Source organism: Polaromonas sp. P1_H6 (assembly GCF_056405195.1).
Window position 1 is genome coordinate 186667 of the sequence record NZ_JBFUCN010000007.1, and the last position, 26100, is coordinate 212766.

At 59.4% G+C, this 26100-nt stretch carries 27 protein-coding genes; 16 read left to right on the plus strand and 11 right to left on the minus strand.

Translation table 11 applies throughout. The annotated features are described in order from the left end of the window. Positions 1–141 precede the first annotated feature (141 nt). Positions 142–618: a universal stress protein gene (locus tag AC1D1F_RS09405; protein ID WP_477678223.1), complete on the plus strand. Its 477-nt coding sequence runs from the start codon at positions 142–144 to the stop codon at positions 616–618. A 74-nt stretch (positions 619–692) separates the two neighbouring features. On the opposite strand, the gene AC1D1F_RS09410 is transcribed toward AC1D1F_RS09405, so the two are convergent. After that, positions 693–1304: a flavin reductase family protein gene (locus AC1D1F_RS09410; protein ID WP_477696969.1), complete on the minus strand. Its 612-nt coding sequence runs from the start codon at positions 1302–1304 to the stop codon at positions 693–695. A 180-nt stretch (positions 1305–1484) separates the two neighbouring features. Here AC1D1F_RS09410 and AC1D1F_RS09415 point away from each other — a divergent pair, with 180 nt between their 5' ends. The 7 genes from AC1D1F_RS09415 (at position 1485) to AC1D1F_RS09445 (ending at position 6452) form a co-directional block, all read left to right on the plus strand. Further along, the gene (locus tag AC1D1F_RS09415; protein ID WP_477678225.1) at positions 1485–1781 is read left to right on the plus strand and encodes a hypothetical protein; all 297 of its coding nucleotides are present in this window, start codon (positions 1485–1487) and stop codon (positions 1779–1781) included. Between the two features lie 341 nt (positions 1782–2122). Beyond that, positions 2123–2686 (plus strand): hypothetical protein, encoded by a 564-nt coding sequence (locus AC1D1F_RS09420; protein WP_477678226.1) that lies wholly within the window; start codon positions 2123–2125, stop codon positions 2684–2686. Between the two features lie 81 nt (positions 2687–2767). Then, positions 2768–3148, plus strand: a complete 381-nt coding sequence (locus AC1D1F_RS09425) for a YunG family protein (RefSeq protein WP_477678227.1) — start codon at positions 2768–2770, stop codon at positions 3146–3148. A gap of 153 nt (positions 3149–3301) precedes the next feature. After that, positions 3302–3889: a hypothetical protein gene (locus AC1D1F_RS09430; protein ID WP_477678228.1), complete on the plus strand. Its 588-nt coding sequence runs from the start codon at positions 3302–3304 to the stop codon at positions 3887–3889. A 106-nt stretch (positions 3890–3995) separates the two neighbouring features. Beyond that, positions 3996–4466: an STM3941 family protein gene (locus AC1D1F_RS09435; RefSeq protein ID WP_477678229.1), complete on the plus strand. Its 471-nt coding sequence runs from the start codon at positions 3996–3998 to the stop codon at positions 4464–4466. Between the two features lie 1063 nt (positions 4467–5529). Then, the gene (locus AC1D1F_RS09440; protein WP_477696971.1) at positions 5530–5967 is read left to right on the plus strand and encodes a hypothetical protein; all 438 of its coding nucleotides are present in this window, start codon (positions 5530–5532) and stop codon (positions 5965–5967) included. 95 nt (positions 5968–6062) lie between these two features. Beyond that, the gene (locus AC1D1F_RS09445; RefSeq protein ID WP_477696972.1) at positions 6063–6452 is read left to right on the plus strand and encodes a hypothetical protein; all 390 of its coding nucleotides are present in this window, start codon (positions 6063–6065) and stop codon (positions 6450–6452) included. 135 nt (positions 6453–6587) lie between these two features. Here the strand turns inward: AC1D1F_RS09445 and AC1D1F_RS09450 are convergent, their stop codons facing one another. Together AC1D1F_RS09450 and AC1D1F_RS09455 are read right to left on the minus strand one after the other, a co-directional pair. Beyond that, on the minus strand, positions 6588–6863 hold the full coding sequence (locus AC1D1F_RS09450) for a hypothetical protein (protein WP_477679339.1): 276 nt from the start codon (positions 6861–6863) through the stop codon (positions 6588–6590). Positions 6864–7070: 207 nt separating this feature from the next. Next, positions 7071–7469 carry a hypothetical protein gene (locus tag AC1D1F_RS09455; protein ID WP_477700709.1) on the minus strand — a complete coding sequence of 133 codons (399 nt, stop codon included), beginning with the start codon at positions 7467–7469 and terminating at the stop codon, positions 7071–7073. 941 nt (positions 7470–8410) lie between these two features. Between AC1D1F_RS09455 and AC1D1F_RS09460 the strand changes: the two genes are divergently transcribed. From AC1D1F_RS09460 to AC1D1F_RS09470, 3 genes are all read left to right on the plus strand, one after another. Continuing rightward, complete coding sequence (locus tag AC1D1F_RS09460) at positions 8411–8902, plus strand: hypothetical protein (RefSeq protein WP_477679240.1); 492 nt, start codon at positions 8411–8413, stop codon at positions 8900–8902. Between the two features lie 188 nt (positions 8903–9090). After that, entirely contained in the window at positions 9091–9387 is a 297-nt protein-coding gene (locus AC1D1F_RS09465; protein ID WP_477697593.1) for a hypothetical protein, read from the plus strand. A 579-nt stretch (positions 9388–9966) separates the two neighbouring features. Next, a complete protein-coding gene (locus AC1D1F_RS09470) occupies positions 9967–10353 on the plus strand; it encodes a ferredoxin (RefSeq protein ID WP_477679373.1) in 387 nt (128 codons plus the stop codon). Positions 10354–11131: 778 nt separating this feature from the next. Here the strand turns inward: AC1D1F_RS09470 and AC1D1F_RS09475 are convergent. The 3 genes from AC1D1F_RS09475 to AC1D1F_RS09485 all read right to left on the minus strand — a co-directional run bounded on the left by AC1D1F_RS09475 (position 11132) and on the right by AC1D1F_RS09485 (position 14517). Next, entirely contained in the window at positions 11132–11941 is an 810-nt protein-coding gene (locus tag AC1D1F_RS09475) for a GNAT family N-acetyltransferase (RefSeq protein WP_477679053.1), read from the minus strand. Positions 11942–12374: 433 nt separating this feature from the next. Next, on the minus strand, positions 12375–12893 hold the full coding sequence (locus AC1D1F_RS09480) for an SMI1/KNR4 family protein (protein ID WP_477697501.1): 519 nt from the start codon (positions 12891–12893) through the stop codon (positions 12375–12377). Between the two features lie 379 nt (positions 12894–13272). Continuing rightward, a complete protein-coding gene (locus AC1D1F_RS09485) occupies positions 13273–14517 on the minus strand; it encodes an alpha/beta hydrolase family protein (RefSeq protein ID WP_477697500.1) in 1245 nt (414 codons plus the stop codon). Between the two features lie 124 nt (positions 14518–14641). On the opposite strand from AC1D1F_RS09485, the gene AC1D1F_RS09490 reads away from it, so the two are divergent. The 3 genes from AC1D1F_RS09490 (at position 14642) to AC1D1F_RS09500 (ending at position 17004) form a co-directional block, all read left to right on the plus strand. Continuing rightward, a complete protein-coding gene (locus AC1D1F_RS09490; RefSeq protein WP_477679234.1) occupies positions 14642–15163 on the plus strand; it encodes an N-acetyltransferase family protein in 522 nt (173 codons plus the stop codon). A gap of 165 nt (positions 15164–15328) precedes the next feature. After that, positions 15329–15757, plus strand: a complete 429-nt coding sequence (locus tag AC1D1F_RS09495) for a GNAT family N-acetyltransferase (protein ID WP_477697499.1) — start codon at positions 15329–15331, stop codon at positions 15755–15757. Between the two features lie 239 nt (positions 15758–15996). Next, positions 15997–17004, plus strand: a complete 1008-nt coding sequence (locus AC1D1F_RS09500) for a serine hydrolase domain-containing protein (RefSeq protein ID WP_477679004.1) — start codon at positions 15997–15999, stop codon at positions 17002–17004. 165 nt (positions 17005–17169) lie between these two features. Here AC1D1F_RS09500 and AC1D1F_RS09505 read toward each other — a convergent pair whose 3' ends face one another. Next, entirely contained in the window at positions 17170–17493 is a 324-nt protein-coding gene (locus tag AC1D1F_RS09505) for a hypothetical protein (RefSeq protein WP_477679005.1), read from the minus strand. A 214-nt stretch (positions 17494–17707) separates the two neighbouring features. Here AC1D1F_RS09505 and AC1D1F_RS09510 point away from each other — a divergent pair, with 214 nt between their 5' ends. Then, complete coding sequence (locus AC1D1F_RS09510; RefSeq protein ID WP_477679006.1) at positions 17708–18484, plus strand: hypothetical protein; 777 nt, start codon at positions 17708–17710, stop codon at positions 18482–18484. A gap of 92 nt (positions 18485–18576) precedes the next feature. Here the strand turns inward: AC1D1F_RS09510 and AC1D1F_RS09515 are convergent, their stop codons facing one another. From AC1D1F_RS09515 to AC1D1F_RS09530, 4 genes are all read right to left on the minus strand, one after another. Continuing rightward, entirely contained in the window at positions 18577–19383 is an 807-nt protein-coding gene (locus AC1D1F_RS09515; protein ID WP_477697347.1) for an oxidoreductase, read from the minus strand. A 39-nt stretch (positions 19384–19422) separates the two neighbouring features. After that, positions 19423–22497, minus strand: a complete 3075-nt coding sequence (locus AC1D1F_RS09520) for an efflux RND transporter permease subunit (RefSeq protein ID WP_477700710.1) — start codon at positions 22495–22497, stop codon at positions 19423–19425. Beyond that, positions 22494–23627: an efflux RND transporter periplasmic adaptor subunit gene (locus AC1D1F_RS09525; RefSeq protein WP_477678265.1), complete on the minus strand. Its 1134-nt coding sequence runs from the start codon at positions 23625–23627 to the stop codon at positions 22494–22496. Before AC1D1F_RS09525 ends, AC1D1F_RS09520 begins: the two co-directional genes overlap by 4 nt. An 84-nt stretch (positions 23628–23711) precedes the next feature. Next, complete coding sequence (locus AC1D1F_RS09530; RefSeq protein ID WP_477678266.1) at positions 23712–24329, minus strand: TetR/AcrR family transcriptional regulator; 618 nt, start codon at positions 24327–24329, stop codon at positions 23712–23714. Positions 24330–24439: 110 nt separating this feature from the next. Here AC1D1F_RS09530 and AC1D1F_RS09535 point away from each other — a divergent pair, with 110 nt between their 5' ends. Continuing rightward, positions 24440–25900 (plus strand): efflux transporter outer membrane subunit, encoded by a 1461-nt coding sequence (locus AC1D1F_RS09535; protein WP_477678267.1) that lies wholly within the window; start codon positions 24440–24442, stop codon positions 25898–25900. The last annotated feature ends 200 nt before the right edge of the window (positions 25901–26100 follow it).

The window sequence follows — 26100 nt, forward strand, 5'->3', positions numbered from 1 at the left end:
TCGCCATTTGGACCGGCCAGGCCTCCAGCCAACCTGGATCAAGCCGCCCTCATCACCCCACTGCTTGACACACATCAATACCGCCTCTTCCCAATCGATCAACACTGCCGCTATCGAAACTCCAGACCAAAGGTATTGGCCATGTTCAAACGAATCCTGATCCCCGTGGACGGCAGCGACACCGCCAACAAGGCCCTGGTCGCCGGCCTGAGCATGGCGCGCGAAACCAGCGCCAGCGTGCGGTTGCTGCATGCCCTCAATGAAATGGCTTACCTGGGCGGCATGGCGCCCGATGGCAGCTGGTCGGGCGACCTGGTGGGCATGGTGCGCGAGGCCGGCGCCAAGGTGTTGGCCGACGCCACGGCCATTGCCCAGTCGGCCGGCGTGGAGCCCAGCCAGGTTCTGCTCGAAGAGCCCGGCAAGCGCCTGGGCGAGGCCGTCGCCGAAGCCGCCAAGCTCTGGGGCGCCGACCTCGTGGTGGTCGGCTCGCACGGTCGGCGCGGCCTGGGGCGTGTGCTGCTGGGCAGCGGCGCCGAGCAGATCCTGCGGCTGGCGCCCGTGCCCGTGCTGGTGGTGCGTGGGGCGGATCCGGAGGGTGGCAACCCCGCAAGCGGCTAAGACCGCAATGCGTGGTGCTCGCCCGCACCCGGCCGTCTACCGAGCCAGGGCTTGGAAAAAAACTCTGGAAGCCGTCAGTCGGGCTTTGGCTTGGGCTGCGGCCTCGCCATTGCGGCGTCACCGGCATAAAACATTCCGCCGGGCCTGACAAAGTTGCCGCCGCCCAGGTGGTGGATGGTCTGCAGTTCGGTGTTGCCGTCGTTGAAACGCCAGTGCCCCGCCTGGAACACACGTTCATCGGCAGCGGCCGCGACGATTTCGGCGAAGCAGGTGTCGTAGGCGTCCTCGGTGTGCGTCTCGCGGATCAGCCGGCACTCCAGCCATGCGGCGCAGCCCTCTTCCAGCAAGGGAAGGCCCAGGACGGGACCAGTGCGGGGCGCCAACCCGTAGTGCGCGAACTTGTCGACCGCGCGGCCCGATTCGCTGCCGACCGCATGCGTCAGGGCCGCCAGCGCCATGCCGGGCAGGCAGATGCCGAAGCCGCCGCTGGCCGTGATGAGTTCGCGAGTGTAGGTTTTTTTGTCGATGACGATGGCGATGCGCGGCGGCGTGAACTCCACGGGCATGGACCAGGCCGCGGCCATCACGTTGCGCGCCGTGCCATGCGCGCTGGTCACCAGGACCGTGGGGCCGTGGTTGACCAGGCGGCTGGCGTGCTGGAGGGCGACTTCCTTGAAATGTGTCATGTCTGTTGTTCCCGCTCGGTGACCGCGGCGAAAAACGGCGCCGCGGTCCGGTTGATGGTGTGGGCGATGGAGAGTGGCCTTATTGTGGGCCACCGCGCCTTATTCTCTTCTACCCCTACTTCCTGGCGTAGTCCTCCAGCGGCTTTTCAACGGCGAGGGAATGCGCGTTCTAATAAGCCCATGGAACTAGCCGTCGTTTTATTTGTGGTTATCGCCCTTGGGGTCTTCCCGGTCATTGCCCTGGTGATGCAGGTGTACCGGGACTCACGCGGAAAGAAACGCAACCGAGCCATGCGTTGTTATGCCTGCGATTCGAGTGGGCTTCTGTTTCCGGTGCCGCACTACAAAGGCGATACCTTTCTCTACTGCACCCCGTGTGTGGAAAAGCACCGCAACAGTGAGCGCAATCTGGGATACCTCGCCCTGGTGATCATCGCTGTGGTCTTGGTTGGCTGGGTGATTCTTTCGCACGGGTAGAAGGCCTTCGGCTTGGCCGGTATGCCGCCTGCGTCTCACCGTACCTGACCCGAGCTGTGGGTTACAGGCAGCGATGGTCAAACGCAACAGAATCGACGGTATGGCCTGTGCTCGTTCATATTGAGGAGGCGGCCACCACGCTGTCCGCCTAGAATCAATTTGCGGGGTTTGGTCCCCTTTTGTATCGAGCTGAGCGAAACTCAAAATGGACAATAAGTCTTTTAGTAATAAGCACTTGGGTGAGTTTCCAGCGGCCAGGTTATACCGCAGGCGCCAAGTTATACCGTAGACCTTGCGTCTACATTGCGTTGGGCATCAGAAATCTCGGAAGGGGCTTTGGCATGGGTTACGTCTTTCGCGGCTTCTTAACAAAATCGCCCAAAGCGGCAGAGGCCGCCCTGCGGCTCTGGCCGTTGTGTGAGGCCAAGTACGAGCAGGAGCAAATGGACGGGTTCATCATCCGGTGCCCAAACGAAGATGACCTGCATCCAACTGAAGGAGAGGATGCCTATGATAAGGTTCTCGAACAGATAGAGGAGGTCAAGGCGGGCCTTCAATCGCTATCCGCCGAGTTCCCTAATGAAGTCTTTGTTTACATCGAAGTCACTTGCTTTGGTGGCACCTGCACGAATTCTGGTTTCCACGTTCGGAGTAGTCGAATCGTAGCCACCTTTGATGAAGCTCCCAATGAGGCAGATATCACTGAAATACTTCGTCCCATGAACATTGCGTTCGGACAAGATCAGTACTTCAAGCCGTTCACACGCGGGTACTTCGAGCGGGACAAGCTGAAAGCATGGAATCGAGTCGAAACTTCAAAACAGGCCAGGCAGGAGGACACTGCAGAAGTTAAAAGTATCCAGAAAAGCGCTCCAAAACGATGGTGGCAGTTCTGGCAACTCTGATGCCTATCCCTTTAATCGAGAGGAGGTCACCCGGCAAGCCGGACGCCGCCTCTCATCTCAAACGTAAAACCGCTTGTGACCATGGACGAATCCCACCTCCGAAAGGTACGCGCTGCGTTTGAGCGCAGTTGGTCGGCGGAGACTAGCGTCTGTTTTTCGCCGAGCGCGTATCCGTCTTATGGCCAGTGCGCACAGACGGCCATCGTGATTCAGGAGACTTTCGGTGGCGAGATCCTCCGGACGACTGGCTGGCACGGGACCGGGAATCATTTCTACAACCGCATCGCGGGCGAGCGTGTTGACTTGACCGCGGATCAATTCACGATGCCTAACTACACGTACGATCTCAAGTACGAAGACTGTCCATCGAACGCAACGGAGGCGGCGAATGAGTGCCTTCCCGGACAAGTCGATGCACTGCGTCGCGCATTCCTTGAGGCGCTCAATGAAGGCGCGGTTTAACATGTCAATCGACACGGGCCCACAACTGCAGGAAGGCCGCTTCGCGGCGTGTGTTGTGGTCCGGTCATCTTCACGTTATACGGTCAGTGCAAATGTCGCCGCCTCTTTGGGTGGCCGTTCCCTTCGCAGGTGCCAAGAGGTAGCATTGGCTTCATGACTGCTCAAGTTCAAGATTCATTTTCGTATTTTGGCGAGAACCACGCGCTCGTCGCCTTCAGCAACGACGAGCCGTTTTCGCCAGCCAGCGCTGGCTATCGACCGGTGATGGCGAGTACTGCCTGCTATCGTGGATACGTGTGCGGCTACGAGGTGAAAGACGACCAGTTGCGCCTGTGTGAGTTATGGGTGAACCATCAGCCGGGCGAGGCGCCGATTACTCAACGCCTACAACCTCCCGATCTCAACGGCATTGTGGGAGCACGGGAGACGGCGTTCTTTGGCAGCTGGCACTTCAGCAATGTCGGCCTGCCTCTGACCTACTCGGGCGGTCTATTGCTCGGTCGCGACTTCATTCGCGAACTCTACGTGCACTTGGGTTTTCACCCAGCGTGGAAGTATCAGCATGTGCACGAACTGGTATTCGAGCAGGGACGCCTTGTGGAGGCCCGCGACGCCAGTCAGGATATGGCGCGATTGCGGACCCAAGTTCAGGGAGAACCCGCGGCGCCACGCCACCGCATCGAAGAATGGATTGCCGACTGCTTCAAGCGCGACTACAGCCGCAAGGCGCGCAGCAGTTAGAGACGCGCATGTATAACTTGTCAATCGACACGGACCCACAACAGCAGAAGGCGGCTCTGCCGTTCATGTTGGTGGTCCGGTCATTTTTACGTTAGAAGGCAGCCACATGCGGGACGAACTCATCTTCAAGGCCAGCCTCAAGAAGGCACTATTGCTGTTTCTCGGGTGCATCTGCTTCGTTGTTCTCGGCGCTTGGATGATCACCGAGAAGTCAGTACTTGGCTGGTTGTGCGTTGGCTTCTTTGGGTTAGGCATTCCGGTGTCGCTGCTCATGATGCGCCCGAACACAACGTACCTTCGGCTCGACCAAGAGGGGTTCGAAATAGTAGCCATGTCACGCCGCTCAGCATTCAAGTGGACCGAAGTCGAAGGATTTCACGTGGGAAAGATGCACGGTACAAAAATGATCGGCATCGTGTTCAGCCCTGAATGCACTAAACAGCAAGCCGCGCGAGCCTTTGCATCTTCTATAGCCGGAATCGAGGGCGCCATCGCGGATCACTACATCACGCCCATCGAGGAAGTATGCAAAATCATGAACGAATGGAAAATTCGCTATGACAGTAAAGCCATCTAACTTGTCAATCGACGCGGACCCACAACAGCAGGAGGCGGCTTCGCCGCTTATGTTGGTGGTCCGGTCATTTTTACGTTAAATCGCATGAGCATTGACCTGTTCGAGATAGACGACGCGGTCAAACCGCAGGCGCAAAGTTGTACCGCAGACTTTTCAGTACACATTCGTTAGGCCCCACGTGAATACGCGTTGCTCCATTGCTCTTCTTGTCGGACTCGTTCTTGGGCCGTCGGCAGTCCTCGCACGATCACCGTGCCGGTATGCTATTGACGTCCATTTCGCTGCGAACTCGGCTACGGTAGGCCTTGGCGACGTTGAGCGAATCGTGGACCCCACACGAACCAAATGGGGTCGGCCAATCGCGTTGTACATGGTGGTGGGCCATGCGGACCACTCCGAAGCCGGGGACAAAGCATTGTTGTCGCACGCGCGCGCTGCCGCTGTGGCGGCACACGTTCTCAGGGTCCATCCAGAGCTTGGCTCTGTTACGCATATCGAAGCCAAGGGCGACCTCCAGCCGGTTGGCATCGATCCTGTCACGAACAGGCGTGTTGAGATTGAAGTGGTAGGGTGCACATCTTGATCATGGAGCGCACCGTGAGGCCTTACAGTTCGCTCGGCAAGGACGCACCACAGCAGGCCGCCGCTGTGCGCGCGTGCCCGGAACCTCCAACGCTAGGCGGCATATGAAACTGAACTCACTACTCGTCACGATGATTTTCCTGGGCTTCACGCCTCTCGCTTTGTGCCAACCGAAAGGCGAGCCAATCAATGTTTGTGAGACTGGCCCCCTCACCAGGCAGTACGGAGGAACGGAGTGGTATGTGTACAGCTGCAGCGATAGTCGCTCACTTGTAGTCGTCGCGTCCCCTAACAACCCTGCTGCCAAACCGAACGCTTTCATTGTTTCTTCAAAAGATGGCGTTAGGCGACTCAACGACGCTGGAGAAATGATGGGCACGGTTCTCGCCACATATGACGACCTGAAAGCACTGAAGCAGGCAGATATTTCGGCTCTTATCATTGACACACTCCGCGTGGGTAGGTCTCATACTCAAAATCGATGAGCACTTCAACGCCCGACCCACTTGAGGTTGCAGTGTTCGTGTCCCACGCACTGGCAGTCCATCTCGCGAAATCGATGAGCACGGTGCCGCCGTTTGGACTCGCCCTGCAAGGACCTGACAGCACCCCCAAGACGTATTTCCCTCGGGATGAGAACCCTCTAATGGAGTGGTCCGACCTTGTGGATAAGACCGTCGAGACGCTGCGTGGTTGGGTCACCGTTGGTGATGTGCTTGCAACTGCAGTTGTCTCTGAGGTGGAGTCCTCTGGCGGAGCACGAGGTTTTGCAACGCAAATTGAATCCGCGGGCGGCGTGTCTCTCTTGATTTATCCGTACCGCATCGTATCCGGGCAAGTCGAAGTAGACGAACCAAAGTACGAGAAGGGGCTGGTCATGTTCAGTGGAACGTTCCCATTGGCGCCTGATGAGACCTAACAAGTCGGTCGACACGGACACACATCGGTAACAGGCCGCTTCGCGGCGCTGGCTGCATGCCGGACAGCGCCAACGTTAAATCTCAGAAAACCACCATGCGCCTCGAAATTTGGGTTCGTGAACAACTTGAGGACGGCCGTCTTGTCGTGACGAACACCTCCAATGTCGGTTGCCAACCAGGCCCCGAACACACGGCCCTTGCCATCGCAGGGGCGTACGACATTCCGAAGGGCACGGCGTTCACCAAGTTGCTGGCGAAGCCAAGAGTTCAGAAAGATGGCGAGAATTCGCGCGAGACGGTTGAGGACATCGCGAGCATTTCATTGACGATTGTCGAAGTCGAATTTTTCCGAAGAATGGTTGACGTTGTTCCCAATGGTCACCACGCTGCGATACGTGTTGAAGGCCGCGGACTCGAATTGGTCGGTAAGTGGCTCGCCGTGAAGCCTGAGAACGAGCATCTTTATCTTTCCGCCAGCAGCTGAGCCCGAAACCGCAGAGCGTTTCTTCTCTCTCTCATCTTGCTGTCTGCGCCCGGCACCATGTCCTACTAATCCGCAGGGTACGGATCACTGATGTCAAGTCTCGCAAGGCGAGAACGATGCGGACGTACCGGAAGGCTAAGAGTCGTTGGGATTTTTCCTGCAACACGCCCACATCACCGACGCCTCAATATAAACCGCCTTCGTGCCGCTAACGCAGGAAGTGGGTGGCTCGGCGGGTGGCTCGCCGCCGGGGGGCGCGGTGCAGAACGGTGGGAGCGTTTCCGCCGCGGGTTTGACGGTTCCGTTCTTGTCTTTCGTTTTAGGAGCTGCGATGGCCTGCGTTGTTGTTAACAGCGCGGCCAATGTAAGGGTAAGGGCGGTGAGCACGCAATGCAGGGTTTTGTGCGACATATTTTCTCCAAGGGTGAAGGGAAAACTCGCAGTCTTGATCCGGTGGTATCTGGGCGAGTCAGTGGGCTAAATGTAGGTCAGCCAAGACGAAAAAAAACCCTCCGATTAGGGGAGGGTTTGCTTAACATCACAAAGATGGTGGCGTTGTGGCAACGAGACTCTACCTACATAGTAGTAATAACGAGTCCGGGATATACATCGTGGCATCTATCTATTACCGGTGCCCTTGCGCCCGAATCGCATCACCACAAGCGCCGCGACAAAGGCGGCAAGCCAAAGCAAGGTGATGCCAAGAGGCAGAAACACAAATCCTTCACGAAGCGCCACTTCAACCGGACCGACGCGCTGATACAGCAGAAAGCCGGCTCCTGCCAGCCCGACCCACCACGCGACCTCATCGCGCTGCGTGATTCGCACGCCCACATACAGGGAGCCAATCAACGTGAGCCAGAAGCCCATCTGCCCCGACAGATGCCGGATCATGTACGCATCGCCGGTACGGAACAGCGCGAGAAGCAGATGGAGCAGGCTCACCGGCACAAAGGTGAAGCTAAGTATTTGAGCGGCTCGCGCGGCGGGTGAATTGTTTTTGGATTTTTGTGTCATGCCGGCAATCGTAATCCGAAGCTGACAACAACACAGGGCTCGAATGCGTGGCCATATCCGTCAATTGGATGACGCCCCCTCTCCCACTCCTGGCTAAACTATCGCTGCGCCCAGGCCATCGGATCTTGACCCGGGCTGGGTTACAGGCAGCGATGGTCAAACCCAACAGAATCGACTGTATGGCCTGTGCTCATTTATATTGAGGAGGCGGCAACCACACTGTCCGCCTAGAATCGATTCTCGGGGTTGGTCCTTTTTTATCGAGCTGAACGAAACTCAAAATGGACAACAAGTTTTTTAATAACAAGCACCTGGGTGGGTTTCCAGCGGCCAAGTTATACCGCAGGTCTTGCGGTACACATTACGTTAGATCGCTATGCGTTGCTTGATTCTTGTCGAAGACACCTTCCAAGTCACCGGGAGAGGTCTTGTCATAGTGCCAGGCCCACTCCGAGAGGAAGTAACGGGTATCGGAAGTCTCCCGGTCGAACTTCGGAAGCCTTCGGGAGAGCGAGTGCAAGCCAGGTTGACCCTTACTCATACGCATCAGTCTCCTCCCGCGCCCCCTGAACTTGCCAAACGATGGACCTCCATACTGCGCGGTGTAGGAAAGGAAGATGTTCCGATTGGCACTGAAGTGTGGGAACTGGAAGAGTCTGAAAGCTCAAGGCTCTTGGCCGAGGATCGCGCAATCTTCTTTAAGGCGAGCGAAGAGGCAGGCGGTGGCGGATCGTCAAAAGTTCGTTGCGATATGTGTGGATCACCGATCACATTTCGATGGCAGGGTTCAGTTGGGTTCCATTCCTGCGCGTGCGGGAAATTCTCCGGCACGCTGAGGGGTCTCTGACTGTGAGCGCGCGACCTACCCAGCAAGCCGACACGGACGTCCAAAGGCATCCTATCCTTGGTCACCGGTCACAAGCACGTTAGGCAGTTCATTCATGGCAGTCAAAGTCAAATTCCTGAGCGTTGTTGTACCGATCGAGAACATCAACAAGAGTTCTATCGAGGGAGGGCTTTCCGGCCTGCTGAAGCAATTCGGTAACAGTCGCGGAAAGTCCTTCTGGCTCGATGAGCACCTCTATGTCGAGTTCGCAATGAACCCGATCGACATCCAGTCATTGGTCGAAAGGTGGGAGTCTCTTGGCCTAAGCTCTCGCACCGAAGAAGGCGGTCAGCGGATGTGGAGAGACCTTTGCGTTGTTGACTTCTACCAAGGCCCCACCCTGCCCTGCAGATGGCTGACGTTTGATCCAAACGCGAACACGGTGTGGAAGAGTGGTACCGCTCCCGGAGCTATCGTCGGTCCGGACTCAGAAGGAGATCCGGCTCCATTGTTCATACCATCAGAGAGGATGGCTGAAATGGCGAGATTTTCGACCTCCGGCCTGGATGGGAACGTTGAGGCAAAGCCATGGTGGAAGTTTTGGTAGACCGTATGCCTAAATCGAATTGCGGAGTTTGATCCCCTTTTTATCGAGCTAAACGAAACTCAAATTGGACAATCAGTCTTTTAATAACAAGCACCTGGTTGGTTTTTAGCAGCCAGCTTTTACCGCAAGCGCCAAGTTATACCGCAGACCTTGCGGTATACATTACGTTAGATTGCACGGGAGGCGACGTGGACACCGAGATTCAAGAGGCCGTGGAATCGGCATACCGGCTGGAGCGGGAGCACGGATTTCTGGAGCTGGGCGCCATGAGATCCGACGCGACCTTCACGGCTCTCATCCGCCTCGATCAAACCAAGAGTTTGGCCGTTTTGGACGGGTGCCCCGACTGGCTCATTGAACAACTACGGGAATGGGCAGAAGCCTTTCAAGAACGCGGTTCGTTCGGCTTCATTTCGAATCTCGGCGAAGTAGATCATTCCGAACTCATGGGCCGTGCAGCGCCGCTCGTGCTCGGGGCAATCTAATATGGCAATCGACGCGGACGCCCTATCGGCTGGCTTGCGCCAGCCTACTGTCCATCGGTCATTTCTGCGTTAGACCTCTAGCATGTCACTCAGCGCTCGTTCGACAACCGCATTGACCGTGGCTCTAGTTGCAGTGGTCGCAGTCGCGGTTCTGTATGCCCTGTCCGTCACGAAGCGAACCGTTACCTGTACGTCCGCTATGGCGTTGGCGGGTGGCGCTCAACTCCAGGGACAGATGATCTATCACATCGACTTCGAGCGGAAGGTCATGGGCTCAAGCCAAGGTGACAAGCCGATTGCCGTCACAGGGGACATAGTCAGTTGGGAGCACTCCGGCCTGACCCCGGATCGTGTCAGTCAAGTCACAGAGAAGGGGCGGCTTGATCGAAAGACCGGAGACTTCCAAGTTCAGCGCCGGCTGGTAGCGTCAAATGGTCTCGTTGATGAAACGGTCACTACGGGCCGGTGCAAGGGGAGCGCTTGAGGTCTAACAAGTCGATCGACACGGACGTTCTCGCGGCGGGCTTCGCCTACGTATGGCCCGCCGGTCATTTCCGACCTTAGGCGTTACGAAGACATATGCCACAACACAACCGTCATCCGTTGAACGTGCCTGGTGACTTCTACGTTGAAGACGGCTGCTGCGTCGCATGCCTGGTCCCGTTCGAAGCAGTACCCGAACTCCTGCGGTACGACGATGAGGCTTCGCACTGTTATGTCTGCCAGCAGCCAAGAAACTTGCAGGAACAGCAACTTATGGCTGAGGCGATTGGCCTATCAGAAGTCCGATGCATTCGGTACTCAGGCAGAGAAGAGCACATCCTGAATCTGCTTTCTCTTAAGGGGGAACTGAGTCAATGCGATCAAGAGGGCAGCTCAATCCAGGGCGTGCGAGGCAACGATTCGGCATCTGGAAGCAAGCCCACATTGGCCAAGCGGGTGTGGCGACTCTGGACGCGAAAATGACGCCTAACCCTTCCATCGAGCTGACATGCCCCGGTAAGCCGGGTCATGCAGCTCATGTCAAACGTTAGACGGCATGGGACGATCGCTCAAGTTCATTGCGCGTTGGTCAGCGGCCCTCCTGCTCTCGCTGCTGATTGCACTGCCTGGTGCATTCGCTGCTGCAACCTTCGGGGCCTCGGTGGCGGAGCGGGAGTACTACGCGGGCAGAGAGCGACCACCCTTGGGAGAGGACGACTTGGGGTTGGGTCTCGTCGCTGTCGGTGCGTTTTTTTTGTACGGTACCGGTGCGTTCATCGTTGTGTGGCCATTCGCCCTCTGGGGCTCTTATCGGTTTGTCCGCAGGGTTGTTGTCTAACCGGATCGATGCGTCCAGGAGCAGTTCGCCTATGAGCTCCAACGCTGCTTTGGCACGAGATTGCAGTTCGATTCTTATGGGCCGCTAGACACCGAGCCCACACCTGTGTGATCCATGATCGTGGTTCTAAGCGGGCGTCAATAGCGTCCGAGGTTCTTTGCTCTGGTGTGTCTGCGGACGGCGATTCCATCTTGACCAGCAACTACTTTCGGGTACGTAGGCGGGACATCGGCAATCGGCTGGAGTGAACTTCGCGATCTGTGCCGCTCAGGGAGCGAACTGGTAGGAGCTGACCACTTCGCTGGTGTTGACCACCGAATGTCGGTTTCGGAGAAGAATCAACTGCCCCTTTGGGCCCTAACCGGCTGTTCGCCCCTGCTCTGAAGCGGCCGTTCGTATGCTGAGATGGCGGCTAGCAAATCGCTAGCTCTGCCGTTGCCATGAATACACGGGGAAATCGTGCGTTGCCTTGAAACCTAGCGCTTGCGCAAGGCGCATGGACGACAAGTTGCTCTCGTAGCAATCCCAGGTCGGATGCACGCCGCGTTGGACGCATTCGTCTATGAAGGTGGATGCGACGGCCCTTGCCAGTCCAAGGCCCCTGAACTTTTCAACCGTCAGTATGTCGATGGCGTGGCAGCCGTGGGACACGAAGACCGAGTAGCAAAGGCTAACGACCCCTTCGTCTGTCGATGCGCAAATTCCAACACCGCGCTCCTCGAAGTCGATTGGAGATTTCCAAGTGCCACCTATCCAAGGGTACACAGTGGCCTCGACCTTTCGCATCATGGCCGCATCCATAGGGGTCACGCGTATGCCAGTGGGAAGAAGCGGTTCGGAGCGAAGCGCCTCAAAGCTGTCCTTGTCAAGCTGAAAGGCAACCCGCTGGACTCTTTGCGTTGAAGCGGTCATGGCTGCATCTAGGATCGGCAGCCAACCATCGTGACTCGGGTAGAGGATGAAGAAATCTTGGTGCGGATAGTCGTAGAGCCATCGAAGGCAGGTTCTTGCAAAATCAGGATTCGGGACCGAGCCTGCGAGTACGCAAAAACCATTGTCGTAGACGAAGGCCGTTCGGAAGTCATCCTGAGCTCTGACGAACACCTTTCCCCGCGCATTACCCGCGAGGACCGTACCCGCGACCTCTGCACCGACATGCTCCGGCCTAAAAAGATGGGTCAGAGAGGCATAGCTTTCCGCTGCTAGTTCAAACATATCGCTTTCAACGGTCATGAATCGACATCGAGAGGTTGCCTCTCACGCTTGATTGGGAGCCACGACCGTAGGTCTGCTCATGGCCGATAGTACCAATTCGGCTAAGGCTCGCAATTGACGTCACCCTGCAGGGGCGGTTCGATGTTTCAGTGGTCAGCACCAGAATCTTGCATATTGCTGGTCACCAATTCCCGGCACAGATGGTCAAGTAGACCGGAATACGCACCCCGTCACTGGCAATCCTATTCCTGCGTTGAAAATGTCTATCGGCGTGGAGAAGGCGCCCTCCGCGCCCGGTCCGAAATAATGCCGGCGACTACCGTCGTAGGTATAAGAAGAGGAACAGAGCCGGAGCTCCGTCCCTGCGACTAAACCAGCAGCAGAAGTATCAAGACAATCACCTCGGTCGGAAGCCGTGACGACACCTGAAACGATAAACACACTCTCGTTCCTATTTCCCCTCAATTAAAGCTCGATACTCGCTCCGGTTGTAGTCCATCAACGAGAGAAACCACTCGCTAAAGCTCGGAAACGTATCGATCACTTGCCCAGCAAACCAAAGAACTGTGCCAGGTGAGTGAGATCGCGATGTCGATATTGCGAAGACATCTGTATTGAACCTAGAGACTGCAATAGGAAGCAATTCATCTCTACTGAATCCACAAAGATCACTCAAACTCTCCAAGCTCTTCAATAGCTCCTCAGCTCGCTGACACCGAGGCCCTTCCAACAAGTCTGACGTGCCAAACACATCGACTGATTGAAAGAACCAGTCCCATCCATTTGCGTATAAAAGAAATGCACGATGCTCGGCATCGAGGGAGAATCCGAGGCGGGCCTCAATATCGCCAATTTCTTGCTCAGTTGCTGCAACGCCCGGGAAGGCGTGATCCCATACATGCTCGACATCCGCGTCGGCTACTTTTCGCTTTACGAGAACGGCAATAGCGATTTCTTTCACCCAATCCATTACAGATCCCTTTCATATATAAAACGTGTTGGCTTGTAGCAGAGACTGCTTCAAGTAGATTGCGCGAGTGGCTGCTTTTGGCCGAAAGCGGGCGTTGGCTATTAGACTTGATTCTCTGCCCTCCTCCGAATTACTCATCGGATGAATCGCTCGGGCATAAAAAAACCCTCCAATTAGGGGAGGGTTTGCTTAACATCACAAAAAGATCGTGGTGTTTTAAAGATGGGTTTTATGAAACAGAGTTTTCATACGAGCCCGAAATATACATCGTGGAATATTTCGTCATGTCCGCTTTGGGCCCATACCCGACTTTGCATTTGCGCGAAAGCGGTCATCCGATGTGATTGCGCTCACCGGTCAATTCTGCGCGCGCGGGCCACTATTCCGCTTGACTTCTTCGGTTGCCGATGCGCCCCAGAAAACCATCTACGACCGGCGCCCACAGGCCTGCCAGGGAAACGATGTGATGGCCGTCCTGCCCCGACAAAGTTTCGAGCACATGAAACTGCCCTTGACCGCCAGCGGCTTCGAAGGCGTGAAAGTTCCTGCGGCTGTGAGCAACGCTATAGAAGGGGTCGTTTTCAGCGTAGAGCCATGCGGTAGGTCCGGGAAATGTTGCTCCCCTCCTGGCGATCACGGGATTGATCATCTCGGATGCGGGGCCCTGCTCGTCAACCCAGCCTCCCACGAAATTGAGGACGCCGAGAAAGAGCTTCGGTCGCGCTCCTGCGAATGCCAATGCAAGGAAGCCACCCCGAGAATGCCCGCCAATCAGCAGGCGCTCACGATCAACATCGGGCCGCGTAAGCAAGTGCTCGACAACGCACGCCACGTCTAGCAGCGCGTGCTCGAATCCCGGAAGTGCGTATTGGGGATCGTCTGAGTATTGCGACCGATCTGGTTCGAATCCCTCGTCGTAAAGGCCGCCTGATTTTCCGCGCCCGCGTCGTTGTGGGAACACGACCATCCAGCCACGATCGTTGAAATATTTCGCCATCGCCGGGCTGGTCACCGTGCTGGTAAACAGCGCCGGATCGTTTCCGATACCCGTCGAACCATGATTGAACACAAGCGTGGGGAAAGGACCCGGCCCGGCCGGTTTGAACGTCACCATCTCGAGCATGATCTGCTCGCCACGTTCGAACATCTCGGTGGGCACGCGTTCGCTGATTCGTTGTTCTTCAACACTCGGCCGTGATAGGACCCCAGCGATCCAGCGACCGTCCAGTTCGCGCCACAGAAGTTCTACTACATCCGGATTTCTCATCCGAAATTGGAGGCTTGCGCCGTTTGTCAGGCGGCCTCGCAGTTCGTTCCCGCGAACCTGAGCGAGCACGCGTTCGCTAAAAACACCCTGGTCGCCGGACGCTCGCACGCACACGATCGTAGCTTCGTTCCGTGAGAGACTTTCGACGATCAGCTTGACGTCGTAGCTCCGGCCTTGGCCGGCCCATCCTGACCAGTCCCCGGACCAAGCCGCGACCGAAGCCGGCAGATCGCTCGAAGGTTTCAGCACGGCGATGTCTGTTGGAGCGGCAGCAGTAACTGGGCTCTCCGATGCTTCCGGCTCCAAAGCACCCATGAAGTCGGGCCAAACTGTCGGGTTCTCTTGGTCGGCGGTCATGCCCCATTGTCCACCGAACCCAAGCTGGGCACCCCATCTTGATGACCGAGCGGCTGCTTACCGGTGTGTAGGCTAGACTTCGACAATCGGCCGGAAGCGGACCTCCGACTCACGCAAGGACCCTGTGAAGCCAGAACTCAACACTCGCCAACTGATGACCTCTGATGCGGACGAATTTTCCGCCTTGCGACGTCGGGTCACTGAACACAATCCCGTGCCTATGGGGCTTTCGCTTGCTGAAGAGTTGACCAGGCCGCTGCAGGGGTTCCGTGATCAGCTGGGCGCTCCCGCCCCTAGCGCGGCCTTTGGCGTGTTTGTCGACGGCCTGCTGCGTGCGTGCTCGGCCGTCGCGTGGACGAGCCGATTTCCCTCTTCCATGCACAAGGTGACTCTTTGGGGGACTTTCGTCGATCCATCGCATCAAGGTCAAGGATTCGGCCGGATGGCTGTCGAGGCTGCGTTGGAACACGCACGCTCACAAGATGTGCACCGCGTAAATTTGACCGTGTTCTTGCCAAACACCGCCGCAATCGGCCTTTATCAGTCGCTCGGCTTCGAACCCTACGGGCTCGAACCCGAAGCAATTCGACTTGATGGTACGTTCTATGATGGCCAACACATGAGCCTGTTGCTAAGCAGCAATTGACATTTAGAGCCATTGCTGAATAACTAGGCGTAAAAAACCCTCCGATTAGGGGAGGATTTGCTGAGCATCACAAAGACCGTAATGCTCAGCGTTGGGAAACGGCGTCCGCTCTCCTCTAATCAATACTTCAGCATGACAAAATGCTGGATGAACATGCTTTCATCCATGAGCGACATTGAGATCTACACCCCCACGGCAGAGGAAGTGCATTCTGGCGAGCTCGGTCGCCGCATGCGGCAGTTCAACTACCAGTTCGTGGGCGAATATGCCCAAGTGCAGCCGGTCTGGGTCAGCGCAAAGGACGGCCACGGCGAACTCGTGGGTGGGTTGCGCGGGTTTGTTTTCATGCACTGGCTGAATGTGGAGCTGCTGTTCGTGGACGAGGGGGCGCGTCACAAGGGCGTGGGTCGCAGGCTGCTTGAAACGGCGGAACAGAAAGCCTGCGAGCTGGGCGCCCGCAATGCGACGCTGAACACCTTCGAATGGCAAGCCCGCGCGTTCTACCTTAAGCAAGGCTATGAAGAGTTCGGGCGCATCGACAACTTCGTCCAGGGCTTCTACGTGGCCTACATGAAGAAAGCACTGGAGCCATAGCGGCTCCCCAAGAGTCCGCGGGGAGAAGTCGACCGCAAACTTGGAGAGTGAAAGACACTTTCTACTTGATCGATAACACCCCTTACCGTTAGTCAAGTGAAGCGCTTATCGCTCCGACAGGCACGCGGCCGCCGCGGCGGCGTGGGTTACTACAGCCTTCCACTCTGAACAGCGCTGGTGCGATACTCAAACGCCTTAAATACCAGGCTGTCGCGGTGCCGTCTCGTATAAACATACCTATGCTCGAAAAAATTCTGCATGAGTCCCGAGTTCAGAAGGCAACGCATGGCTTGTCGCTGGCTACGTTGAGGTCCGGCGAGATTGCTTCGACCTATGCCGTTGGGATTCGGGGCGCCCACGATGGCGCCGCAGTGAACAGCCGTACCGTTTTCGAAGCCGCATCCCTCACGAAGCCAGTGGTTTCCTTTATTGCCCTTCAGCTGGCAGAGGAAGGGTTGCTCGATCTTGACCGACCGCTTCATCTGATCTGTGGAGGCTTTGTGGCAGACGATGAACGAGCTAAGGCAATTACCGCTCTGCATGTGCTCACCCACTCAAGCGGGCTTCCTAACATCGCAGGGGCAGGCACACCGCTGAAGACCTACTTCGCGCCTGGCGAGCGGTTCAACTATGGCAGCAGCGCATTTGGTTGGCTGCAACAAGCGATCGAACGATTGACGGATAGTCCTTTGGAAGAGCTCGCCCGCACCCGGGTCTTCAAGGCATTCGGAATGGCCGACTCCAGTTTGAATTGGCAAGACCGGTTCGAGTCCAACCACGCGCAAGGACAAGAGTTAAATGGACAAGCTGTCTCCAAGCGGCGTCCAGTCAAAGCGGCAGCCTCATGGTCGCTTTTAACGACCGCGACGGATTACGCGCATTTCGTGCAGGCGGCGCTTCGTGGAACCGGCCTGTCATCGACGATGCATAAGCGGTGGTTTACACCAGTGATTGCAGCAAGAGAGGGTGTCGATGACGTCTTGAATTCAGATGCTGCAGAGGAAAAAGACGTGGCTTGGGGACTCGGTTGGGGCCTGGAGCCGTCGGAAGGCTGCTTCTTCCATTGGGGACATAATCCGGGCTTTCGTGCATTCGTGATGGGCAACCTCGAAACGAAAGACGCGGTGGTGTGGTTCGCCAACTCAGCAAGCGGGTTGCGATTGGCCCGACATGTTCTCCCGGAAGTTCTGCCAGGTCGGCATCGTTCTGTGGATTGGCTGCAGATCGGCAAGGCATTCGACGAGTGAGGCGCAGGCCCGATATCCAGCTGGCTATTAGAGTTGGTTACTCTGCCCTCCTCCGATTTACGCATCGAATGAATCGTTCAGGTTTTGGCAGTCCATCCGGCTTCACATCAACAGCACTTGGCGTCTGCTTGGGCGCATCCTTGCAGTAAAAAGCAGAACAAGGGCTTAAGCACCAAGCTTGGATCTTCGCCGCCCCTTGAAGATCCACCGATTGACATTGATGGCCAGGCCGCCAATCACAAAGATGACGCTCATTGGAAAGGTCAGCATGACGAGCCACGAAAATCCCGTCACCGCATTCGCCATGGCTGCCACCCACGCGTGGCCATCACATACCGCCTGCCAGGAAAGCTTGCAATTGAAGTGATCGAAGAGCGGTAAGCATGCCATCAGCAGGCCATAAGGTGCGAGGCCTGCCAATCCGCACAGCGCGAAGTAGCGCCACCCAATCAGCTTTTCGGTGGGCTCATCCTGGGTCTCTGTTGTCATGACTCCCTTTCATGCATGTGGCGGCGATTTGGCATGTCAATCTCCCATGCTTTCCCGGATGGTATCTGACGCGGCGCTGGGCCGGGACGTGCAGCCACCTACCTCAATTGGATGACGACCGGCCACCCGCGCCTGGATAAACTGGCGCTGCGCCAGGTTTCAGCGGCAGCAACCGCCTGGGCAGCAGCAACAACAATCCACAGAGGGACGATCCATGAAGGCTTTCTCAGAAGCGGTATCCAGAATCGCGGCGGGCTTATGCCTGGCTTGCGGCGCGGTGCTGGCCACTGGCTGCGCACCGGCGACACCCATGTTCCAGCAGCTTGAACACGACAGGACCACGCAGATCAACCTGATCGTCGAGAAAGCACCCTTTGAGTACACCCCTCCTGTGAGCCCGGATAGCCCGATTGTCGGGGCCGGCTTCGCAACCGTCATGCTGGGCTCGCTGGCGGTGCAGCACAAGCTGGACTACATCCACGAGACCTTGAACCAGAAGGCTCTTGAACAAAAGATCGCCAATGACTATCGCCCGGTCTTTGTCGCCGCGCTGGTCCAGGAGCTTTCCAAACTGGGCATCACCGCCACGGTGATCCCGCTGCCCTACGAGCGCAGGGCCCTGAACCACGATCGCGCTTTCTACCGGCCGACACTGGAAGACCTGGCAAAGATTCCCAAAGAGCCGCCATCCTTCTATCTGAAGCTGGACATGGGCAGCTGCACGGTCTACCAGATCACACCCTGCATCCGGTACATCCTCAATTCGACGGAGGTCGAGACGGCGCCCGGGCCCACCCAGAAGTACGGGGGGCTGCTTGTACTCGAACCCAATCTCTGGAGGGTTCCGACGGTACCCACGCCGCTGCGTTTCGAATCCATTGAGGAGGCCGGCGCGAAGATCCATGAGTTCGATGCGGAGATCGCCCGCCTCGTTCCGCTTGCGGCCCAGCGCCTGGCCGTCGCGGCCCGGAGGCGGGTGCCTCCGCGATAGCACTCAAACGCCGCTCGTCTTTCTGGAACAACTTGCCATGGGGCCGCGGGTCCACCCCACGGCCGTGTGCCTTTAAAGCCGGGCCGCGGTTTTCAGCCGAGCCCGAATGATTTCCGCAGGCTTGCATCGAAAAAGATTGCAGGCACGAAACGGCGCAGTTTGCCCAGGAGGGATGCCCGCCCGGCCGGCGTGCGGCGCATATGCCAGCAGCCAAGCGCCGCTTCGACGATCGTGTCTGCCAACTCCGAGGGTTCGGGTGCGCCATTGACGCTCGTGGCGAAAGCGCGCGAGACAATCTCGCGCTCACGGTCATAGTCCGCGATTTTTGACTTTGCCTGAGCCGAGCTGGCTTCGAACCTGGTCCTGGTGTAGGCTGGCTCGACCAGCGTGACGCGGATGCCGAACTGGCGCACCTCATGGTCCAGGGTTTCGGACAGCCCTTCCACCGCATGCTTGGAGGCCGAATAAAGCCCCATGTAGGGAGCGGGCAGAAAGCCGAGCACGGAACTGATATTGACGATCCTGCCGTAGCCTTGCGCGCGCATGTGCGGAAGCACCGCCTGTGTGGTGCGCAATATGCCGAACACATTGGTGTCGAACAGGGATGCGGCCTCGCTGATGGTGGTTTCCTCCACCGCGCCTATCAGGTTGATTCCCGCGTTGTTGACCAGCACGTCAACACTGCCGGCCTGGCCGATGATGGACTGGATTGCGCGTTGGACGGAAGCGTCGTCGCGAACATCCATCTCGACAAGTTCGACACCGGGCAGTGGTGTCGCTCTGGCAATGCTGCGCACGGTGCCGAACACCCGGCATCCCAGCTTGGCGAACTTTTCCGCGGTAACACGCCCGATGCCTGATGACACCCCGGTCACAACAACAACGATGGAATTCGACATGACAGATCTTTCGACAGGCAAATAGCGAGGAGGCGCAAATCAGCGCGGATCAGCTTCCGGCGCCGGGCGAATCCCGAACCAGATGGAATACATGGCCGGCAGGAACACCAGCGTGAGGACGGTCCCGGCGAAGGTGCCGCCTATCAGCGTGTAAGCCAGGGTGCCCCAGAAGACTGAATGCGTCAGCGGGATAAAGGCCAGCATGGCCGCCAATGCGGTCAGGATCACGGGCCGCGAGCGCTGCACGGTGGCCTCGACCAGCGCACGGAAAGGGTCCAGGCCCGCCTGCTCGTTGTGGTGGATCTGCCCGATCAGGATCAGGGTGTTGCGCATCAGGATTCCCGACAACGCGATCAGGCCGACCAGCGCATTGATGCCGAAGGGTTGCTGGAACAGGATCAATGTGGGCACCACACCGATCAGGCCCAGGGGGCTGGTCAGGAAAACCATAACCATGGCGGAGATCGAGCGCACCTGGAAAATGATGATGAGCAGCGTGATCGCCAGCATGATGGGGAACAGCGGCAATATGGCTTTGGTCGCCCTGCCCGACTCCTCGATGGCGCCGGCCTCTTCGATGCGGTAGCCGCCGGGCAGCTTGTCCATGATGGGCTTGAGCTGCGGGGTGATGGCGCTGGACACATCGGGCGGCTGCAGGCCTTCGGCGATGTCGCCGCGCACGGTGATGGTCGGCATGCGGTCGCGCCGGCGCATGACCGGCTCTTCGGCGCGCACCTCGACCTTGCCCACCTGCGACAGCGGGATGCGTTGCCCGGCGGCGCCGGTCAAGGTGAAGTCCGCGATCCGGGCAGGGTCCAGCCGGGTGCCGCCGGCCGAACGGGCCACGACCTGTACCGTGCGTATGTCTTCGCGCACGGCGGTCAGCGGGACACCGCTCAGCAAGAATTGCAGTTGCTGCGCCACGGCGCTGGAGCTCAGGCCCACGGCCTGCAGGCGGTCCTGCTGCAAGGTGAAGTGCAGCGTGGGGTTGCGTGTGCCCCAGTCGTTGTTGACGGTGCGCATCATGGGGCTGGCGTCCAGGACCTGCTGCACCTCGGCCGCGATCTTGCGCAGCGTGTCCGGGTCCGGCCCGGTGACCCGGTAGGCGACCGGGAACGGCGAATACGGGCCGAACACCAGCTGGGTGACGCGCACACGCGCCTCGGGAGCCAGGCCTTCAGCTACCGCTGTGCGCAGCCGCATCTTCAAGGCCTCGCGCTCCTCCTGGCTGTCGGTGCGGACCACGATCTTGGCGAACGAAGGGTCGGGCAGTTCCGGCCCCATGGCCAGGTAGAAGCGCGGCGCGCCCTGCCCTACGTAGGCGGTGACGATCTTCGCTTCCGGCTGTTTTGCCAGCCAGGCTTCCACTTTTGCCGCGGCGGCGCTGGTCTGCACGATGGCCGTGCCATACGGCATCTGCACCTCGACCAGCACTTCGGGACGGTCGGAGATCGGGAAGAACTGTTTCTTGACGATGGCCATGCCGAGAACGGCCGCGGTGAAAAGGCCCATCACCGTCGCGGCGACCAGCCACTTGCGGGCGATGACGCGCGCGAGCACCCGGCGAAAGCGGTTGTAGCGCGGTGTGTCGTAAAGCGCGTCATGCCCGCCTTCGACTTTTTTGAGTTCGGGCAGCAGCTTGACGCCCAGGTAAGGCGTGAACACCACGGCGACCACCCAGGAGGCGATCAGCGCGATGCCGACGATCCAGAACATATTGCTGGTGTATTCGCCCGCGGTGGAACGGGCAAAGCCGTTGGGCATGAAGCCGACGGCCGTGACCAGCGTGCCCGAGAGCATGGGCGCGGCGGTGTGGCTCCAGGCATAGGCGGACGCGGCAGTACGGCTATAGCCCTCCTCCATCTTCACCACCATCATTTCGATGGCGATGATGGCGTCGTCCACCAGCAGGCCCAGTCCCAGGATCAGCGAGCCCAACGTGATGCGGTCGAAGTTTTTTCCGGTCGCGGCCATTACGATGAAGACGGCCGCCAGCGTCAGCGGCACGGCCGCCGCGACCACGATGCCGACGCGCCAGCCCATGCTCACGAAACACACGACCATGACCACCAGCAGCGCGACGAAGAACTTGACCATGAACTCGTCGACGGCCGAGCTGATGTTGACGGACTGGTCGGTGACCTTGCTCAGGCCCATGCCGAGCGGCATCTCGGCGTTGATCGCAGCGAGTTCTTTGTCCAGCGCCTTGCCCAAGTCCAGCCCGTTCCAGCCGTCGCGCATGACAACGCCGAGCAGCAGCGCCGCTTCGCCGCCGTTGCGGATCATGAAGGTGGCAGGGTCTTCATAGCCGCGCTTGACGGTGGCGATGTCCGACAGTTTCAGGGTGCGCCCCTGCGCCACGACCGGCGTATCGCGGATCTTCTGCAGCTCATCGAAAGCGCCGTCCAGGCGAATGAAGACCTGCGGCCCCCGAGTTTCCACGGAGCCGGCGGGCGTCAAGGCATTCTGGCTGTTGAGCGCGCTGAACACGTCCTGCGGGCTCAGGCCCAGCGTCGCCAGGCGCGCATGCGAGAACTCGATAAAAATGCGTTCGGGCTGCTCGCCGACGATGTTGACCTTCTTGACGCCGGGCACGCGCAGCAGGCGCTGGCGCAGCGTCTCGGCATCACGCACCAGCAGGCGCTGCGGCTCGCCTTTGGCCTTGAGCGCGAACAGGGCAAAGGTGACGTCGGCGTATTCGTCGTTGACCATGGGCCCGATCACGCCGGACGGAAGGTTGCCGGCTTCGTCGCTGACTTTCTTGCGCGCCTGGTAGAACTGCTCCTGCACTTCCGAGGGCGGTGTGGTGTCCAGCAAGGTCAGGGTGGTGAAGGCCAGGCCCGGCCGGGTGTAGGTTTCGCTGCGGTCGTACCAGCGCAATTCCTGCAGCCGCTTTTCCAGTTTCTCGGCGACCTGGTCCTGCATTTCCTGCGCCGTGGCGCCCGGCCAGGCGGTGATGACGGTCATCACCTTGACCGTGAACGCCGGGTCTTCGGCCCGGCCCAGCTTGAAGAAGGACACGAGGCCAGCCAGGGAGATCAGGCCGATCAGGAACAAGGTGACGGAACGCTCGCGCACGGCGAGCGCCGACAGGTTGAAACGGCCTTCGCTCATGGCCGCGCTCCCGGGCCGGTGGTGGTAGCGGCGGTGGCGACGGCGGCTTCGCCCGCCACCCGGACCTGTTCGCCTTCGCGCAGCAGGTGCGTGCCGAGTGCGACGATGCGGTCACCCTGCTTGAAGGCGCCCGCAATGCGCGCGCTGTCTTCGTCCAGCCGCTGGACCGTGACCGGCCGCCAGGAAACCTTGGCCGGCTCGCCCTGGATGACCCAGACGCCCGGCCCCTTGCCGGCATCGAACAGGGAAGCGATCGGGACCGACAAGCCGCCTTGTGCAGCGGCAGGCACATTCGCCTCCGGGATATTGATGGTGACCGTGGTGCCCAGGGGTGCGTTGGCCAGATCCTCTTCCAGCACATAGCGCGCCTCGAAGGTGCGCGTCAGCCTGTCCGCGGCATCCGAGAGCTGCCTGAGCTTGGCCGGAACGGGCGCGCCGTCCCTGCCAAAAAGCGAGGCCGTGGCGCTTGAACCCACCGCGGGGCGCAGGGTTTCCGGCAACTGGATGATGGCCTCACGGTGTCCGGCACGCGCCAGGCGCAGCACGACCTGCCCCGCGTTGACGACCTGGCCGGGTTCGGCCAGCGTTTCCATGATGACGCCGTCGGCATCCGCCACCAGTTCCGTATAACGGCTGGCGTTACGCGCCACTTCGGCCTGGGCTTCAGCCGTATTGAGCTGGGCTTTGGCGGCATCCGCCGCGGCCTTGACCTGGTCGTAGGCCGAAGCCGATATCGCGCCGGTTCCGCGCAGGTCGCGGTAGCGGGCTTCTTCCTCGGCCGTTTGCTGGGCCCGTGCCCGGGCAGCCGCGACCGCTTCCTGCTGGGCATGCGCCGCGAGCTTCAGGTCAACCGGGTCTATGCGCATGAGGGGCTGCCCGCGCTTGACGCTTTGCCCCGCATCGACAAGGCGCTCGAGGACTTTGCCGGAAACCCGGAAGCCCAGGTCGCTTTGCACCCGCGCGGCGACGGTTCCGGTGAAGGAACGCGACGCAAGGGCCGCGTCCCGGATGGTGGCGGCGCGTACCAGCGGTGTTTCGCTACGGGGATCGGAAGGCTTTTTGTCGCCGCAGGCGGCCAGGGCAAGCGTCAGTGCGGGCAGGACAGCAAGGAAAACGAGGTGGCGGCGCATGGAAATCCCATCAAAAACAGACAGGATTTCATTTTGATACTAGTGACCAATATTGTCAATAGTCACAATCAAAGTAGCGCAAATTCAGCGGGACAAGCTTCGCAGCACCAGGCTGGACAGCTGCGCCGGCGCGTCCTCGGTGTAATCAAAGCTGTACTGCAGGAGCAGCGGGTTGAGGTAGGGGCGCATCACCAGGTAGATCGCGGCGGCCGTCTCGTCGAGTGGCGTTTTGCGCTCGAACTCCTCGGTTTCCCGCCCCTGGCGCAGCACATCCTGTAGCAAGGCCTGGATGCGCCCTTCAAAGGCACGCACCGCTTCCCAGCGACCGGTGGCGGCGGAAGCCGCGATGTCGTAGAGCTTGCGGTCTTCAAAGAACAGGCGAAGGCTGGACTCGACGATGGTCTTGAACATGCGCCGCAGCTTCTCCGGCGGGCCGTCGACGGCATCGACGGCGGCCCTGACGTCGGTTTCGATCTCGCGCAGGCAATTCGCGCAGATCAGTTCGCCGATGGCCTGCTTGGATTCGAAGAACTTGTAGATGTAGGCCTTGGAAAAGCCGATGGCCTTGGCGAGGTCGGAAACCGTGGTTTTTTCGTAGCCGTAGAGGCGGAAGTGCTGGGTCGCGGCCAAAACAATCTGGTCCCGCACATCGTGGTCGGCCGGGCCTCGGGCCGGAGCCGCATGGGTGCTTTCTTTACTCATGTCCACAGCTTACCCCTTGCCAGCTATTTGCACAACGAGTGACCATATTGTAATATAGTCACATTTAATTCCTCCCCAAACTCCCTTTTTCCACTCGCGGAAGCTGCCCCATGCTACTCAAACGCACTCTCATCATCCTGGCCATCGCCAGTCTCTCAGCGGGTTGCGCTGTCGGGCCCGATTATGTCCGGCCCGAGACGCCCCTGCCGGACCGCTACCTGGGCCAGAAGGCGCTTGAACAGCGCCAGGCCAGCGCCGCCGCCGATGCCATCGTCTGGTGGGAAGGCTTTGGCGATCCACAGCTCACCCGCTTCGTAAGGCTAGCCCTGGCGCAGAACCTCGACCTCGCGCAGGCGTCCGCTCGCGTCACCCAGGCCCGCGCAGGGCTGGGGGCGGCCGATGCCGCCTTGCTGCCTTCCGGCAACCTCAGCGCCCAGGGGACGCGCGCCTACCAGTCGCTTGAAACGCCTTTGGGGCAGGTCCTGAATTCACGGCCCAATTTCGACCGCAACGGCAGGGCTTATGAGGCCAATCTCGGCGCAAGCTGGGAGCTGGATCTGTTCGGTGGCCTGCGCCGCGGACGGGAAGCAGCGCTCGCCGACTACCAGGCGTCGGAGGCCGGCGCGGCGGCAGTCCGCCTCGCGGTGGCGGCGCAGACGGCCGATATCTACATCAGCATTCGCGGGCTGCAAACCCGCGTCGAGCTTGCGCGCAGGCAAGCGCAAACGCAACAGGAACAGCTCTCCATCATCCAGCTGCTTTACGGCAAAGGCCTGGCCGCCGAGCTTCAGTTGCGGCAGGCCGAGGGCGCGCTGGCCCAGGTGCGGGCGTCGGTGCCGGTCCTCGAAACAGGACTGGAGACGGCCATGAATGCGCTGGACGTGATGCTGGGCAGCTCGCCCGGTACGCACCGGAATGAGCTGGCGAATTCCGCCCTTATCCCGGCCGCCCCGCAGATCGCCTCAAGCGGCTCACCGGGCGATCTGCTCAGGCGCCGGCCCGACCTGATCGTCGCCGAACGCCGCCTGGCCGCATCGAACGCCCGTATCGGCATGGCGATCGCCGAGTACTACCCCAAGCTCTCGCTGAGCGGGCTGGTCGGCAGCGCGACGGCGGTGCCCGGCGGCAGGCTGTTCACCAACAGCTCAAGCCAGGCCGCCGGCGTGCTGGGCCTTCGCTGGCGCCTGTTCGATTTCGGCCGCATCAACGCGCAGATCGACCTGGCCAAGGGCCAGGACGCCGAGGCGCTGGCCGCTTACCGGCTTGCCGTGCTGCGCGCGACCGAAGACGTGGAAAACGCTTTTTCGTCCCTTGTAAAACGCGAGGACCAGGCCGCCCTGCTCACCCAGGGTGTGGACTCGCTCGGGCGGGCGCGAGGGGCTTCGTTCGCGGCCTACCAGAAAGGGGTCGTCAGCTTCGTTGAAGTCCTGCAAGCTGACGAGAACCTGCTGCGGGCTTCCGATCTGCGGGCGCAGGCGCAAACGGAATCCGCGCGGGCGGCGGTCGCGGCTTTCAAGGCGCTGGGGGGGGGTTGGCAGCGCCAGGAAGCCGAGGCGCTGGCAGCCAGGTAGCGGTGACGTGGCCGGGTCTTGCGCCGGCTTGCGCGCCCTCGCCCTCTGCTTAGGGTTGCTGGCCGGGGGTAGCCCGGCAGCTACTCACTTTTCTTTTGCTTCGCCAAAAGAAAAGTAAGCAAAAGAAAAGGCGACCCTGGTTGCTGCGTCCCTTCGCTTCGCTACGGGCAACCTGCGGTGCTCGGTTCAGGCGGGGTCTC